This window comes from Streptomyces sp. OfavH-34-F (assembly GCF_022347745.1).
In the GTDB taxonomy this organism is placed as follows: Bacteria; Actinomycetota; Actinomycetes; order Streptomycetales; family Streptomycetaceae; genus Streptomyces.
Genome location: NZ_JAKRGC010000048.1, coordinates 15,580 through 29,685 on the forward strand (window position 1 = coordinate 15,580; position 14,106 = coordinate 29,685).

The window sequence follows — 14,106 nt, forward strand, 5'->3', positions numbered from 1 at the left end:
GGGCCCCGTACCCAACCAGCAGGAGAGCCCAAGATGAGCAACGACCAGCCCCGCAACGACGACCAGGCCGACGAGCCCACGGCCGCCGAGTACCAGCGCGTCGACCCGTCGACGCTGCCCTCGCACCCCGCCGGCCAACAGGCCGCCATCGAGGGCATGGCCACTGCGGAGGGGTGGACGGCCGCCGAGGTCCACCGGCTCACACGTAGCAGCGCCGAGCGCGAGAAGTTCGAGCGGATCGCCGACGAACTCAACCAACGGAGGCTGACACCTACAAGCCGCATGGGCCAGTTCGCGGCGCACATGCTCTCGGCCATCGAGGACTACGAGCAGGAGCAGCGCGAGAGGGTCGCCGAGGCCGGGCGGCAGCACTCCGGCACGGAGCGCCCCGACCCGCTCAGCCGCGCCGCCCTGGTGAACCTCGCCCGCGACCACCGGACCGCGTCGCGCGCCGACGTCCCCGAAGAGCGATACGACGAACTGGTCGAGACGATCGCCGACACGTTCACCCTGACCGACGTACGGATCATGCGGGGCGCGTGGACGGCGATCACCGAGGCCATGCCGCGGATCGCGTACGTTGCGCGCCACAGTGGCAAGAGCCCCGACGAAATCGCCCAGGCGACCGGCTACACGTCGAGCAGGGTCGCCCAGTTCATCCGGCAGGAGAGGCAGCGCGCCGCCGGCACTCTGGTCGCGGTCGCGGTGAAGCAGGACGCCGCTGCCGGGGGAGACCCGCGCGCCACCCTCGCCCGGTACGAGGCCGCCCTCGCCGACGTGGCCGAGGAACACCGCGAGATCGTCGAGCAGTACCTCGCGACGCTGCGGGCCGCCGTACAAGCGCAGACACCCATCCGGTACTCATGGCGGATCGACCAGCTGCTCGACGACGGCACATGGCTCGACCGCGAGGTCGGAGACTCCGACGCAGCACCGGCCGACCTCGCCCGCCTCGCTACGCAGCTGCTCACCGAGACCGGCGCCACGACCGAACGCGTCCGCATCTTCCTGTGGGAGGGCGACGAAGGCGCCGACGCCGACGCCGTACACACGGCCGAGCGCGACCCCCGATAGACCCCGGACAGAGCACGGGCCCGCCCGGTCCCTCACAGACCATACGGGCGGGCCCTCACCACCAAGGAGCGACCCAAGATGGCTGCACCAGCCCAGCGTACCCAGCGCCGCGCCCGCCCGATCGCCGGCACCCGCCCGTCCGTCCGCCTCGACGACGAATTCGCGCGCGACCTCGCCGTGCTCATGGAGACCGGCAACGATCTGACAGCCGCCATGCGGACGGCCGTCTGCATCGTGGCGAACATGTACCGGACCGCGTGGCATCACGGGGTGGTCCCCGTCGGCACCGCGCCGACACTCAGGTCGTACCGCTTCGTCGAGAAGCCGCCGTTCGTCGGCCCGCAGTCCCTTCCGCAGGTCGACCACGACGGCCCCCGCTGGACCCACGGCAGCAGCCTGACCAGCAGTGATGACGGCCGTCGGCAGCAGCAGCCGACATACCCCACGCAGCGTCAGCAGGCCCAGCAGCAGCACGCCCGCCCGTAGCCGACACGCGAGCAGCAGCAGCGCGCCCCGCCCGCCCATTTGTCGGCAGGCGGGGCGCAGCCGTCAGCAGCCGCGCCGACCGGTCGCGGCCCGGCCCCGCGCGCGCGACGAAGCCCGCTTGCGCCGTAACCCGATCGTGACCTATTGTCGGGGGCGTCTCCGGCGTGCCCGGAAACAATCACCGACCCAGCGCCCCGCCGGCCACCGCCAGCGGGGCGTTTTCGTGTGCCCCCCGACTGGAAGGCCCGCCGTGTTCAGAGTCCGTCCGTCCACCGACCGTCTCGCCCAGGACGCCTACGAGGCGTACGCCAAGAGCACCGACAACAAGAACGTGCGCGGCGACGAGCTGCCCGCGTGGGGCGAGCTGGGGACGCCCGTGCAGAACGGTTGGCGCCTCGCGGCCGAGGCCGTGCGACACCGCCTTGAGATGTAGACCGACCAGGGGGTGAGCCATGGCCCGCCCCCGCCCCATCACGGACGCCGACCGTCGCCAGGTCCGCGAGCTGCACGCCGCCGGGAAGTCCCGCAACGAGATCGCCCGCGCCCTCGGCCGCTCCCCCTCGACCGTGTCCAAGATCGCCGGGCAGGTCGACCCGCCCCTCGCGTTCGACCGGGCCGAGCAGGTCGAGGCCGCGACCCGCGTCCGTACCGCCGACCTTGCCGCCCGCCGCGCCGCCCTCGCCCTCGCCCTACAGACCGACGCAGAGCGGCTACGGGCGCAGCTCTTCGCCCCCACCGTGCACGGCGAGTTCGCCGGCAAAGAGGGCCACTGGCAGACAGCCAACCTCCCCCAACCACGGTTCGTCGACCAACGCGCGATCGTCGCATCCGTGCAGACCGCCGTCGGTACCTCGCTACGCCTGGCCCCGGCTGAGGGCGGCGAGGACGCCGGGCAGGTGCGCTCCATGCTGGGCGCTCTCGGCGAGGCGCTGACGCAGGCCGCCAACGACGACCAGGCCCTCGACGACGCAGGGGGCGACGCCGGGGGGTGAGCCGTGCTCGACCTTCGCCGTCTGCCCCTGTCCCGTAAGCAACTCCTGTCGATCGGGCAGGCGACCGCCCGTATCAACCTGTGGCACGGCAGCGTCCGCAGCGGGAAGACCATCGCGTCGTTGCTCGCGTTCGTGATCGCCGTCGCCACGGCCGGACCGTCCGGCCTGATCATCATCGTCGGGCGCAGCCTCCAGACGATCGAACGCAACGTCCTCGAACCGTTGCAGGACCGCGCCCTGTTCGGGCCCCTCGCACGGCACGTCGTGCACACCAGGGGCGCCACCACGGCCGTGATCCTGGGGCGCACCGTGCACCTGATCGGCGCCGCCGACGCGCGCGCCGAGGGCCGCCTACGAGGGTTGACCGCGCAGCTTGCGTACGTCGACGAGGCGACCCTCTTGCCCGAGGCGTTCTGGACGCAGCTACTCGCTCGTCTGTCTGTCCCCGGCGCGAGGCTGTACGCCACGACGAACCCCGACTCGCCGAGGCACTGGCTCAAGGTCCAGTACCTCGACCGGATCGCCAAACTCGACATGCGCGAGTGGCATTTCAAGCTCGCCGACAACCCCAGCCTGTCAGCCGAGTACGTCGCCAACCTCACCGCGGAGTACACCGGCCTGTGGCGCAAACGCATGATCGAAGGCGCGTGGGTCGTGGCCGAAGGCGCGATCTACAGCGAGTGGGACGAAGACCGGCACGTCGTGACCGAGCTACCGGCCATGCGCCGGCAGTGGGTCGGCATCGACTACGGCACGACCAACCCCTTCGCCGCGATCCTGCTCGGACTGGGCGTCGACGGCCGCCTGTACGCGTGCGCAGAGTGGCGCTACGACGGCCGCAAGACACACCGCGCCATGACCGACGCCCAGTACAGCACCGCCGTCCGCAAGTGGCTCGACACCCTCGACGTCACCCCCGAGTGGACGTTCATCGACCCGTCGGCGAAGAGTTTCATTGCCCAGCTCTGGCAGGACGGGCACCCCGGAGTCGCCCGCGCCGACAACACGGTCGCCGACGGCATCCGCAGCGTGGCGTCCCTGCTCGCCGCCGACCGCCTGGTCGTGCACGCGTCGTGCACCGGCCTGCTCTCCGAGATGCCCGGCTATTCCTGGGATCCAAAAGCGACCGAGCGCGGCGAGGACAAGCCGCTCAAGGTCAACGACCACAGTTGCGACGCGATCCGGTACGCCGTCCACTCGACCGCGCACGAGTGGCGGCACCTGCTCACCGCCAGACCGAAGGAGGCCGCCCGTGGCTGATACCGCCAGCCTGACCGTGTCCCTGCCCGTGCGCCTCTCCATCGGTACGTACACCGCCGACGCCGGGCACCTCGAAATCGACGTCACCCGCCCCCTGTGGCCGCAGGTAAGCGCCGCCCTGGTCGACCTCGCCGACGCACTGCGCGAGACCGCCCACGGCGACCAGGAGGTGAGCGACGATGGCCCTTCCTGAGAACGGCGCAGCGTGGCCGCCGCCCGAGTGGGCCGACTACTACGCCCGGATCGCAGTCGATGACGCCTGGTACTCCGGGGACCGCGACCGCCTCGCCCGGATTTACGGCCGCGAGCAGAAGACGCCGCGCCGCCGCCTGTGGGCCCGGCGCAGCAGCGCGCACCGCCCCGGCCGCGATACCCGCTTGCACGTTCCGTTCGCCGGGGACATCGCGCAGACGTCCGCTGACATGCTGTTCGCGAACATGCCGCGCGTCGTCGTCGAGGACGCCCGGACACAGACCCGTCTCGACACCCTGATCGCCGACGGGCACGTGCAGCAGGCCCTCTTGTCCGCCGCCGAGCAGGCCGCCGCCCTGTCCGGGGTCTACCTCCGGGCGACGTGGGACCGCGAGCTGGTCGACCGGCCGCTACTCACCGCCGTGCAGCCCGACAACGCCGTCCCGGAATGGCGCTGGGGGATGCTCGCCGCCGTGAGCTTTTGGCGCGAGCTGTCCGGCTCGACGACGCGCGTCGTGTGGCGGCACATCGAGCGGCACGAGCCCGGCCGTATCCTGCACGCGCTCTACCAGGGCAGCGGCGACAACGTCGGCCGGCGCGTCCCGCTCGCCGAGCACCCCGACACCGCCGCCCTGGTCGGCGGCCTCGAACCGGACGGTGAGTCGACGCTCACGGGGATTCGGCAGCTCACTGCCACCTACGTCCCGAACATGACCCCCAACAGGCTGCACCGGTCGTCGCCGATGGGGCGCAGCGACTACGCGGCGCCGATTTACGACCAGCTCGACAGCCTCGACGAAGTGTGGACGTCATGGATGCGTGACATCCGCCTCGCCCGCGCGCGCCTGCTCGTTCCCGACGGCTACCTCCGGTCCAACGGTCCGGGAAGGGGCGCCACGTTCGACGAGGACGCCGAGGTATACGCCCAGCTCAACATGCCGCCCACCGAAAACGGCGGTATCACTCTGTCGCAGTTCGACATCCGCGTCGACGAGCACCAGCGCACTGCCGAGGCCCTGATGAGGCAGGCCGCGCAGTCCGCCGGATACGCGGCCCGCGCGTTCGGCCTCGACCAGGGCGGGGGCGCCGCGCGCACGGCGACCGAGGTCGACAGCGACGACGACAAGTCCGAGGTCACCCGCAGGAAGAAGGCCGGCCACTGGAAGCAGGGGCTCGCCGACATCCTGGGCGCGCTGCTCGAACTGGACGTCGCGCACTTCGGGAGCCAAGCACCCGCAGAGCGACCGCGGGTTGAGTTCTCCGACGGGGTCGCCGAGTCGCCGATGGACGTCGCGACGACCCTCGACCTGCTCAACCGGGCGCAGGCCGTCAGCACGGCCACGCGGGTACAGATCCTTCACCCCGACTGGGACGACCAGGCGGTCGCCGCCGAGGCCGCCGCGATCCTGCGCGAGACCGGCATGGGCACTGTGCCGGACCCCGGCGGTACGTACCCGCTCGCCGCGTAACCGATCGGGGGTGATCGCGTGCCGATTCACCCCGGCATGGTCGAGCCGTTGGCCGAGCGGACGCGCGACCTGTACGCGGGCGCCGAGGAGCGCCTGTTGGGCATCATCGCGCGCCAGCTCGCCCAGGGGCTCGACGCTCCGGGGTGGGTCGAGGCCAAGCTCGCCGCCGTGCAACAACTTCGGCGGGCGGCTGAGGGCGTCGTCGACGAGCTGGGCCGCGCGACGCAGCTCGAAGTGTTCGACGCGGTCGCCGAGGCGTACAACGTCGGGCACCGGTCGGCGGTCGCCGAGCTGGGCGCCCTGTCCGACGACGCGCGCGCCCTGGTCGACGACCGCACCCCCAACGCGCAGTCGGTCGACCGCCTCGCACAGGAAGCGGTCGACGTCGTCACCGCGACGCACCGGTCGATTCTGCGGGCCGTCGTCGACGGCTTCCGGGACGTCGTCGCGTCCGTCGCCGCCACGCCCCTACTGGGCATCGGCACCCGCCGACAGGCCACACAGGACGCCATGAGGGCGTTCGCCGACCGTGGCATACGCGCGTTCGTCGACAAGGCCGGCCGTCGCTGGCAGCTCAGCACGTACGCCGAGATGGCCGTACGCACGGCGACCGCGCGGGCCGCGACCGAGGCGCACATGCGCACCCTCAGCGACTCCGGGGTCGACCTGGTCGTCGTCTCCGACGCACCGCGCGAGTGCCCCTTGTGCCGCCGCTGGGAGGGCAAGGTGCTGACGATCAGCGGGCCCGCCGGGGCGCGTACGGTCGAGGCCGAGCACGCGGTCGAGGACGGCCGCATGGTGTCCGTCAAGGTCGCCGGGTCGCTCGACGAAGCCCGCACCGCCGGGCTCCAGCACCCCAACTGCCGCCACAGCGTCAGCATGTACTCGCCCGGCCTCACCCGCACCGAGCAGGCCCGCAGCGACCCGGACGGGTACGAAGCCGGGCAGCGACAGAGGGAGATCGAGCGCGGCATACGGAAGTGGAAGCGCCGCGAGGCCGCCGCCGTCACCCCCGAGGCGCAGCGTCTCGCCCGCGCGAAGGTCCGCCAGTGGCAGGGCGTGATGCGCGACCACCTTGCCGCACACCCGGACCTGCGCCGCAACCGCGAACGCGAACGGATCGGCGCCGGAAACCTCCCCGTCAAGCGCGAAGAGGCGACGCCCGAGCAGGTAGAGGCCGCCCGCGTCTGGTCGGGCGACGAAGCATCGTTGCGCGCCATGAGCGACGACGACCTCGCCGCCGCCCTCCATACCGACCTGCTCGACAGCCGCGCTCACGCACGGATCGAGGCCGAGGCAGACCGCCGCGACCTCGCCGCCCTGCTCGACCGCGCCGCCCCCGGCGGCACCCTCGCCGACGACCTCGCCGAGTTCAGCGACGACGAACTGGGCCGCGTCATCGGCCACGTCGACGACGCCGACGCACTGCGGATCGCCGCCGAGATGGACCGCCGCGACGTCGCGGCCCGCCTGCCGGGCGTGCGCCCGGACCTGGTCGGCCTGTCCGACGACCAGCTCGCCGAGCGCGTACGGCACGCCATCGAGCACGGCCTCGACGACGTCGACCAGCTCGCCGCCGAGGCGCACCGCCGCGACCTGCTCGCCGCGCTGTTCCCCGCCGGGCGCCTGCTCGACGACCTCGCCGACCTGTCCGACGATCAGCTCGCATGGGTCATGCAGTACGCCACCGACGACGAGCTGTTGCGGATCGCCGACGAGTTCGACCGCCGCGACGGCATCGACGCCGCGCCCCTGCCCGCGCCGGCCGACACGGGCGACCCCGTGGCCGACATGCTCACCGACCGCGACACCCTCGCCGACGTCCTGGGCGCCGTCCCCGACCCGCTCGTGTGGGGCGCCCTCGCAGGCGACGGCGAGGGCGGCCGGGACTGGTGGGCGCTCAGCGACGAGGAGATCGAGCAGCTATCCGACGAGGAGTTCGCCCAGTTCCGCGAGTCGGAGGCCGCCGCCGCGTACTGGCAGCGCCTCGCCGACCGCGAAGCCCAGGCCGCCGAGGACGCCGGACAGGCCGCCGCACCTGAGCATCGGATTACGCGGGCCGAGGCCCGGCAGATGTACGGGGAATGGGTGCAGCGGCAGATCCTTGCCGCCGAAGAGGCGACCAACGGCTACATGTTCAACAAGAAGGCTGAGACAAAGGGGTACTCGTACGAGAGCCTGTTCACCGGCCCGCACCGCATCGGCTATGCCCGCGCATCCGACGAACTCAAGGAGTGGTGGGAGACCCACCCTCGCTTGACTCAGGCGGAGTTCATCACGCGCGTGACCGGCCAGACGCAGCGCTGGGCGTCCCGAGCCGTCGAGAATCGGTTCGACCACGAACGGAAGAGGTGAGCATGGGCGCGCGAGGCGACATCATCCGGGCGACCGTCGCCGGACGGAAGGCCGGCCGGGACGGCGAGCGCGTGACCGCGTGCCCGTACCCGGCTACGTCCCTACTGCGCACCGCGTGGCTCAAGGCCTACGCCGAGGCCCGCCCGCTTCCGGCCGACGTCGACGACGACCAGGCCGTCGAGTAGCAGCACCCCAGCACCACAACCCCGAAGGGGGGTCCGCCACCACGGCGGGCCCCCCTTTCGCATGTCCGCACACCCCCCGAGGAGCCCACCCGTGCCCGAGCAGCCCCCGAACCCGAACCCGTCGACGGACCCGGCCAACCCCCCGACGCCCCCGGCCCCGCCCGCTCCTCCGGCCGGGCCGCCCGCCCCGCAGAACGCCCCGCAGCCGCCCGCCGAGGGCGACCTGTCCGCGCTCCCCGAGTGGGCGCAGGAACGTATCCGCAACGCGGAGAAGCAGGCCCCGCCGCCGCCCGCTCCGGCCGCGCCGCCCGCCCCGGCCGCGCCCGAGCAGGCCGCCGAGGGCGACCTGTCCCGCCTGCCGAAGTGGGCGCAGCAGCAGCTCGCCGCCTCGCAGGAGCAGGCCAAGGCCGCCGCCGTGCAGGCCGCCGTACTGCGCATCGCGCCGACGGCCGGCGCCAACGCCGCGGCCCTGCTCGACAGCACGTCGGCGATGGCCTCGCTCGCCACGGTCGACCTGGCCGACCAGACCGCCGTCACGGAGGCGATCAAGGCCGCCGTCACGGCTCAGCCCCACCTTGCCGCCGCCGTCGGCCCCGTCCGAGGCGGCGCCGACTTCGGCACCGCCACCCCGCCCGAGCGCAAGCCGGGCTCGCTGCACGACGCAATCGCCGCCCGTCTGGGCGCCTGACCCCCTAGGAGCACCCCATGCCCGTCACGCTCGATGAGGCCAAGAACAACGTCCAGGACGACATCGACGTCGCCGTGATCGACGAGTTCCGCAAGGAATCCGCGATCCTCGACAGCCTCCAGTTCGCCGACGTCGTCAACCCTGCCGACGGCGGGGACACGCTCACGTACGGGTACCGGCGGCTGATCACGCAGCCGACCGCGTCGACCCGTGCGATCAACACGGAGTACACCGCGGCCGAGGTCGCCACCCAGCGCTACACGGTCGACCTCGCCGTGATGGGTGGATCGTTCCGCGTCGACCGCGTCGTCGCAGCACTGGGCCCGGCAGCGTCCGGCGCCGTGACGCTCAACATGGCGCAGAAGATCAAGGCCACCAGGACCGAATTTCAGGACCTGGTCATCAACGGCGATACCGCCGTCGACGAGAACGGGTTCGACGGCCTCGACAAGGCCCTGACCGGCAGCTCGACCGAGTTCCGCGCGGGTGAGGTCACCGACTGGTCGGACTTCGACGGCACCGCGCGGGCCGAACACAAGGCCCTCGACGCGATCGACGAGTGGCTGTCCCTGCTCGACGGAGCGCCGACGATCATCCTCGGCAACAAGCGCGCGCTTGCCCGCGTCCGCGCCGCCGCGCGCCGCGCCGGCATGTACGTGAAGAACCCCGTCGACGGCCTGCTCGGACCGGGTGGCCGCCCGATCGTCCGCGAACAGTACGGCGACATCGTGTTCGCCGATCCGGGCGACCAGGCAGGCTCGAACACGCCGATCATCCCCGTGGAAGACCGGACCGTTGGCGGCACCGCCGCAACCGGTCTCACCGACCTGTACGCGTACCGCGTCGGCATGGACGGTTTCCACGGCGTCGCGTGCATCGGCGGCACGATCGTGCGCCAGTGGCTCCCCGACTTCACGTCGCCGGGCGCCGTCAAGTTCGGCGAGGTCGAACTCGGACCCGTCGCGGTCGCGCTCAAGTCGACCAAGTCGGCGAGCGTCTTCCGCAACGTGAAGGTGGGCTGACCCGTGGCCATCCTGCACACCCCCGTTGAGGGGTTCACCGGGCCCGGCGTGGCCGGCCTGATGTTCGTCGACGGCAAGGCCGAGACCGACGACCCGGCCGTGATCGCCTACGCCCAGCGGCACGGCTACCGGGTCGAGGCGAGCGCCAAGCGCAAGGCCCCGGCCGCCAAGCCCGAGACGCCGAAGGCCCCGGCCGAGACTCCGAAGGAGTAGCCCGGTGCCCCGTGTCTACGCGACCCCCGAGCAACTGGCCGCGTGGACCGGGACACCGGCCCCGGCCGACGCCGAACGGCTGCTCGCCCGCGCGTCGAGCGACATCGACGCCGCCCTGATCCGGGCCGTCTACTGCACCAACGACGCCGGGATGCCGACCGACCCGGCCGTCGTCCAGGCCCTCACCGATGCAGTGTGCGCGCAGGTCGAGTACCAGCTCGCCACGGGCGACGACGGCACTGGAGCGTCCGGCCGCTGGGGGTCCGTCTCCATCGGCCCCGTGTCCCTCGGAGACCGCCGCGACGCCCCGCAGGCGCCCGGCGGTCTCGACCTCGCCCCCCGCGCGCACCGCGCGCTCATGCTGGCCGGCCTGCTTCCGGGGGTGATCTGGTGAGAGTCCCCGGATGGCTGCTGCGCCACCGCGTCACCGTCGAGCCGTACGACGGCGACAGCGCGTACGGCCCGACCTACCGGCCCCCGGTCGAGGTCCGGGCCCTGGTCGCCGAGACGACCAAACTCGCCCGCAACCGCGAGGGCGTCGAGGTCACCAGCACGGCGCAGATCATCGCCGAGCCCGGACTCGACTGCCCGGCCGAGTCCCGCATCACCCTCCCGTCCGGCCGCGTCACGAAGGCGATCAGCGTCGCCACCCACTCCGCGCCCGGCCTACCGGTGCCGCAGTCCACGGAGGTGATGTGCGAGTGACGCAGCGAACCCGCCTCCGCTGGAACGGGGATGCCGTAATGCGCAGTACCCGGCAGGGGGCCGCCCGTGGTCTGCGTCTGGGCACCGAGTACGGCCTCGAACGCGCGAACAGGCGCGTGCCGATCGAGGAAGCCACGCTGGAGCGGTCCGGCACAGCCACCGTCGACGAGGCCGCGCTCAAGGGCGCCATCGCCTACGACACGCCCTATGCGGTCCGGCAACACGAAGAACTCGACTACCAGCACGACGCCGGCCGCGAGGCGAAGTGGCTCGAACGGACGCTCACCGAGGAGTCCGAGGCCATAGGCGAGATCATCGCCACGCAGGTACGGCGGTCGCTCCGTGACTGACCTCGACCCGACCGACGGCATAGCCCAGTACCTCGACGGCCTGGCCCTGGTCGACTACGACCCCACGGGCCGGACAGGCGACCTGTTCGTCGAGCGGATGCCCGCCGACCCGGCCGCCGCCGTCTGCCTGTCGCTGTACGACGCGGGGGCGCCCGACGCCCGCAACGCGTACGACACCGTCCGGCTACAGGTGCGCGTGCGCGGGGGCCCGGACCCGCGCACCTCACGCAACCGCGCATGGGCCATCTACCGCGCTCTGCACGGCCTTGCCGGGATCGAGCTGCCCGACGGTACGTGGCTCATCCTCTCCGCCGCACGCGGCACCCCCGGCCCGATGGGCGCAGACGCCCAGGGCCGTCACGAACACGTCGTGAATCTCGATCTTGACGTGTCGTCCCCCAGCACTCACCGCACCGAATAGGAGGGCCCCGGCATGGGACGCCCCATCGACGCCCGCGGGTGGTACTTCGAGGTCGAGGACATCACGACCCCGGCCACGCCCGTATGGCTCCGCCTGCCCAACATCCGCAGTTGGACGTACAACCCCAGCGAGAACGAGGAAACCGCGGACACCACCACCAACGACTCTGAGGGCCTGTACGAGCAGGACGTCATGCAGCGCGGCGCGAAGCTGGAAGTTTCCGGCGAGTACGCGCAGACGTCCGGCACGCGCGACCCCGGACAGGCGTACATCGACAACGTCTGGGGGTACCGCCTCGGCAGCGAGTCGCGCAACCGCATCCGCTACCGGCACAAGTCGCAGACCGACTGGACGATATGGGAGTGCACCGTCACCCCCGGCGAGCAGGGCGGCGAGCACAACGCCAAGACCAGTTGGGGCGCGACGTTCACGCGGTGCGGCGCCCCCTCGACAGAGGCCGTTGTACCGGACGGGGGTGCGTGAGCATGAACGAGAACCACGACCAGGCGCTCGACCTCCAGGACGTCGCCGACTTCGACGCCTTCTTCGCCGAGCAGGCGGGGCCCGAGCCCCAGGGGCTGCCGCTGCGCCTGTACGGCCGCACGTACACGCTGCCCGCGTCGCTGCCCGCGCTGTTCACGCTCCAGCTCCATCGCGTGCAGCACTCCGCCCGGCCCGAGGACATCCGGCGCCTGTTGGCGTCGATGTTCGGCCCGGACGCGGTCGACCACTGGACCGAACAGGGCATGGACGACCGGCGCCTCGGCATCGTCCTGCTGTGGGCGATCGCCAACATCGCCGAACCGGGGGCGCTCGGCATGGAGCAGGCCGCCGCCGAGTACGACCGCCGCGAGGCCGTCAAGGCGGGAAAAGCGCAGCGGCCGGCCACGACGGCGAGGCCGAAGACCCGGCCGAAGGGCAAGGGGAAGCGGCCCGGCTCTGGTCGGCGGTAGTCCGCCACTGGGGCGCGGTCGAGGCTGACCTTCGCCGCGAGTACACGCTCACGCCCGGAGACATCGCGGCCATGACGACGCGCGAGTTCCTGGTGTGCCTCGGCGGCCTGCCCGCCGAGTCCCTGTTCAGCCGCGCATGGCAGGCGACGCCGCGCGTGGTGTCCGACCCTGACGAGATCGCACAACTCACCGGTAGGTGAGGCATACACATAACTGAATAGCGGGCGCCCCGGCGGGCGCTGGTGGGGGGTGCAAAGTGGCCCTCACCATCGGCGAGCTGGTCGGGTATATCGACCTCGACGACTCCGGGGCACAGGCCGGAGTCGACCGCACGGAGGCCGCCCTCCAGGGGCTCCAGCGGGACGCCGACGGCCGGCTGCGCGACATGCGCGGCCGGTTCGTCCGGGCGGGCGAAGAGATGGGCGGCGCCCTCGGCGACGGCATCGGCGGGGGCGCCGAAGAGGCGGGGCGCGGCCTCGCGGGCATCGGCCCCCTGATCGGCGCGGCGGCGACCAGTACCAAGCTGCTGGCCGGCGGCGCGGTCGTCGCGGCGGGTGCGCTCGCCGCCGTCCCCCTGGCCGTGATCGGCCTCGGCGCGAAAGTCCTCGCCGAGAACGAGCAGGTCAAGGGCGCGTTTTCGGACCTGTCCGAGCACGTCAAGAGCAAGATGCAGGGGCTCGCTGAGCCCCTGGTCAAGCCCTTCACCGCCGCCGCCGACCAGCTCGGCGACATCTTCGACGACCTCGCCCCGCAGATCGGCGACCTGTTCGAGGGTGTCGCCCCGCTGGTCGAGCCGCTGGTCGCGGGGATCGGCGGCCTGGCCAAGGGGGCGATGCCCGGCCTGGTCGCCGCGGTCGAGGCCGCAGGGCCCGTCATTGACGCCCTGTCGGCCGGCCTCGGCGCGGTCGGCTCCGGTCTGGGCGGCTTCTTCGAGGGCGTCGCCACCGGGGCCGGTGGCGCGGCCGAAGGGCTGGGCGGCCTGCTCGGCGCGGTCGGCGAGATCCTGCCCGCGCTGGGCGGTCTGATCGGTGCGCTTGCCGAAGCGGGCGGGCCGGTCCTGTCCGCGCTCGCGGGCGCCCTGGGCCCCCTGGTCAAGTCCCTCGCGGGCGCCCTGGGCCCGGCACTGGCCAAGCTGGGCCCGCCGCTCGCGGGCCTGGTCAAGGCGCTGGGCGACGGCCTGCAACCGATCGTCGACGCGCTCGGCCCGGTCCTCGGTGCTGCGGCGGACGCGTTCGGCGTCCTGATCGACGCCGTCTCGCCGGTCCTGCCGATCGTCGGGAAGCTGATTGCGTCCCTGCTTCCGCCGCTCAAGCCGCTTCTGACGGCGGTCGGGGACGTCATCGCGCAGGCGTCGCCGGTCGTTCTGCTGCTGGCGGATGCCCTGGCCGGTGCGCTGCGCCCGATCCTGGCGCAACTGCCGGGCCTGATCGCCCCGTTCGCCGCCGTCATCGGCGATCTGGCAGAAACGATCCTGCCGATCCTGGCGCAACTGGTCGTTGCCCTGTCGCCCGCGCTCGCCACGATCGGCGCGGCGTTCGGTCAGATCCTGGTTGCGCTGTCGCCGCTGCTGCCCGCCATCGGCGAACTGCTGATCGGCGTACTGAACGCGCTGATGCCGATCATCGAGCCCCTGATCGAGATCATCGGACAGCTGGCCGGCATCCTCGCGACCGGCCTCGCGACCGTGATCACCGACGTCGTCGTGCCGGTCATCACGGCCATTGTGGCGCTGCTGCAAGGC

At 72.3% G+C, this 14,106-nt stretch carries 19 protein-coding genes and 1 pseudogene; all 20 read left to right on the plus strand.

Annotated features, from left to right (window positions below; genetic code table 11):
* Positions 1-33: 33 nt before the first annotated feature.
* The gene (locus tag MHW47_RS10825; RefSeq protein ID WP_239222462.1) at positions 34-1,074 is read left to right on the plus strand and encodes a hypothetical protein; all 1,041 of its coding nucleotides are present in this window, start codon (positions 34-36) and stop codon (positions 1,072-1,074) included.
* Positions 1,075-1,152: 78 nt separating this feature from the next.
* Positions 1,153-1,560 carry a hypothetical protein gene (locus tag MHW47_RS10830; protein WP_239222463.1) on the plus strand — a complete coding sequence of 136 codons (408 nt, stop codon included), beginning with the start codon at positions 1,153-1,155 and terminating at the stop codon, positions 1,558-1,560.
* Positions 1,561-1,810: 250 nt separating this feature from the next.
* On the plus strand, positions 1,811-1,993 hold the full coding sequence (locus MHW47_RS10835; RefSeq protein ID WP_239222464.1) for a hypothetical protein: 183 nt from the start codon (positions 1,811-1,813) through the stop codon (positions 1,991-1,993).
* A 19-nt stretch (positions 1,994-2,012) separates the two neighbouring features.
* The gene (locus MHW47_RS10840) at positions 2,013-2,552 is read left to right on the plus strand and encodes a helix-turn-helix domain-containing protein (protein WP_239222465.1); all 540 of its coding nucleotides are present in this window, start codon (positions 2,013-2,015) and stop codon (positions 2,550-2,552) included.
* Between the two features lie 3 nt (positions 2,553-2,555).
* Entirely contained in the window at positions 2,556-3,812 is a 1,257-nt protein-coding gene (locus tag MHW47_RS10845; protein ID WP_239222466.1) for a PBSX family phage terminase large subunit, read from the plus strand.
* Entirely contained in the window at positions 3,805-4,005 is a 201-nt protein-coding gene (locus MHW47_RS10850) for a hypothetical protein (protein WP_239222467.1), read from the plus strand. The genes MHW47_RS10845 and MHW47_RS10850 overlap by 8 nt, the downstream gene beginning before the upstream one ends.
* Positions 3,992-5,473 carry a phage portal protein gene (locus MHW47_RS10855; protein ID WP_239222468.1) on the plus strand — a complete coding sequence of 494 codons (1,482 nt, stop codon included), beginning with the start codon at positions 3,992-3,994 and terminating at the stop codon, positions 5,471-5,473. The genes MHW47_RS10850 and MHW47_RS10855 overlap by 14 nt, the downstream gene beginning before the upstream one ends.
* Before the next feature lie 18 nt (positions 5,474-5,491).
* On the plus strand, positions 5,492-7,828 hold the full coding sequence (locus MHW47_RS10860) for a phage minor capsid protein (RefSeq protein ID WP_239222469.1): 2,337 nt from the start codon (positions 5,492-5,494) through the stop codon (positions 7,826-7,828).
* Positions 7,829-7,830: 2 nt separating this feature from the next.
* Positions 7,831-8,013, plus strand: coding sequence for an Rmf/CrpP fold protein (locus MHW47_RS10865; protein ID WP_239222470.1), 183 nt, complete (start codon positions 7,831-7,833; stop codon positions 8,011-8,013).
* Between the two features lie 91 nt (positions 8,014-8,104).
* Positions 8,105-8,701 carry a hypothetical protein gene (locus MHW47_RS10870; RefSeq protein WP_239222471.1) on the plus strand — a complete coding sequence of 199 codons (597 nt, stop codon included), beginning with the start codon at positions 8,105-8,107 and terminating at the stop codon, positions 8,699-8,701.
* Positions 8,702-8,718: 17 nt separating this feature from the next.
* Complete coding sequence (locus tag MHW47_RS10875; RefSeq protein WP_239222472.1) at positions 8,719-9,723, plus strand: major capsid protein; 1,005 nt, start codon at positions 8,719-8,721, stop codon at positions 9,721-9,723.
* Positions 9,724-9,726: 3 nt separating this feature from the next.
* Complete coding sequence (locus MHW47_RS10880; RefSeq protein ID WP_239222473.1) at positions 9,727-9,936, plus strand: hypothetical protein; 210 nt, start codon at positions 9,727-9,729, stop codon at positions 9,934-9,936.
* A 4-nt stretch (positions 9,937-9,940) separates the two neighbouring features.
* Entirely contained in the window at positions 9,941-10,330 is a 390-nt protein-coding gene (locus tag MHW47_RS10885; RefSeq protein WP_239222474.1) for a hypothetical protein, read from the plus strand.
* Positions 10,327-10,641 (plus strand): hypothetical protein, encoded by a 315-nt coding sequence (locus MHW47_RS10890; protein WP_239222475.1) that lies wholly within the window; start codon positions 10,327-10,329, stop codon positions 10,639-10,641. Before MHW47_RS10885 ends, MHW47_RS10890 begins: the two co-directional genes overlap by 4 nt.
* A gap of 38 nt (positions 10,642-10,679) precedes the next feature.
* Positions 10,680-10,991, plus strand: coding sequence for a minor capsid protein (locus MHW47_RS10895; RefSeq protein ID WP_239222476.1), 312 nt, complete (start codon positions 10,680-10,682; stop codon positions 10,989-10,991).
* A complete protein-coding gene (locus MHW47_RS10900; RefSeq protein WP_239222477.1) occupies positions 10,984-11,412 on the plus strand; it encodes a minor capsid protein in 429 nt (142 codons plus the stop codon). The genes MHW47_RS10895 and MHW47_RS10900 overlap by 8 nt, the downstream gene beginning before the upstream one ends.
* 12 nt (positions 11,413-11,424) lie before the next feature.
* Entirely contained in the window at positions 11,425-11,895 is a 471-nt protein-coding gene (locus tag MHW47_RS10905; protein ID WP_239222478.1) for a phage tail tube protein, read from the plus strand.
* A gap of 2 nt (positions 11,896-11,897) precedes the next feature.
* Positions 11,898-12,365: a hypothetical protein gene (locus tag MHW47_RS10910; RefSeq protein ID WP_239222479.1), complete on the plus strand. Its 468-nt coding sequence runs from the start codon at positions 11,898-11,900 to the stop codon at positions 12,363-12,365.
* Positions 12,366-12,436: 71 nt separating this feature from the next.
* Positions 12,437-12,565: a hypothetical protein gene (locus MHW47_RS35705; RefSeq protein ID WP_275449068.1), complete on the plus strand. Its 129-nt coding sequence runs from the start codon at positions 12,437-12,439 to the stop codon at positions 12,563-12,565.
* Between the two features lie 56 nt (positions 12,566-12,621).
* Positions 12,622-14,106 (plus strand): annotated as a pseudogene (locus tag MHW47_RS10915) (hypothetical protein); the annotation flags it as partial.

Coding starts and splice junctions, on each gene's coding strand:
- MHW47_RS10825 (WP_239222462.1), top strand. CDS start 34: ATGAGCAACGACCAGCCCCGCAACGACGACCAGGCCGACGAGCCCACG.
- MHW47_RS10830 (WP_239222463.1), top strand. CDS start 1,153: ATGGCTGCACCAGCCCAGCGTACCCAGCGCCGCGCCCGCCCGATCGCC.
- MHW47_RS10840 (WP_239222465.1), top strand. CDS start 2,013: ATGGCCCGCCCCCGCCCCATCACGGACGCCGACCGTCGCCAGGTCCGC.
- MHW47_RS10855 (WP_239222468.1), top strand. CDS start 3,992: ATGGCCCTTCCTGAGAACGGCGCAGCGTGGCCGCCGCCCGAGTGGGCC.
- MHW47_RS10865 (WP_239222470.1), top strand. CDS start 7,831: ATGGGCGCGCGAGGCGACATCATCCGGGCGACCGTCGCCGGACGGAAG.
- MHW47_RS10875 (WP_239222472.1), top strand. CDS start 8,719: ATGCCCGTCACGCTCGATGAGGCCAAGAACAACGTCCAGGACGACATC.
- MHW47_RS10895 (WP_239222476.1), top strand. CDS start 10,680: ATGCGCAGTACCCGGCAGGGGGCCGCCCGTGGTCTGCGTCTGGGCACC.
- MHW47_RS10905 (WP_239222478.1), top strand. CDS start 11,425: ATGGGACGCCCCATCGACGCCCGCGGGTGGTACTTCGAGGTCGAGGAC.
- MHW47_RS10910 (WP_239222479.1), top strand. CDS start 11,898: ATGAACGAGAACCACGACCAGGCGCTCGACCTCCAGGACGTCGCCGAC.
- MHW47_RS35705 (WP_275449068.1), top strand. CDS start 12,437: ATGACGACGCGCGAGTTCCTGGTGTGCCTCGGCGGCCTGCCCGCCGAG.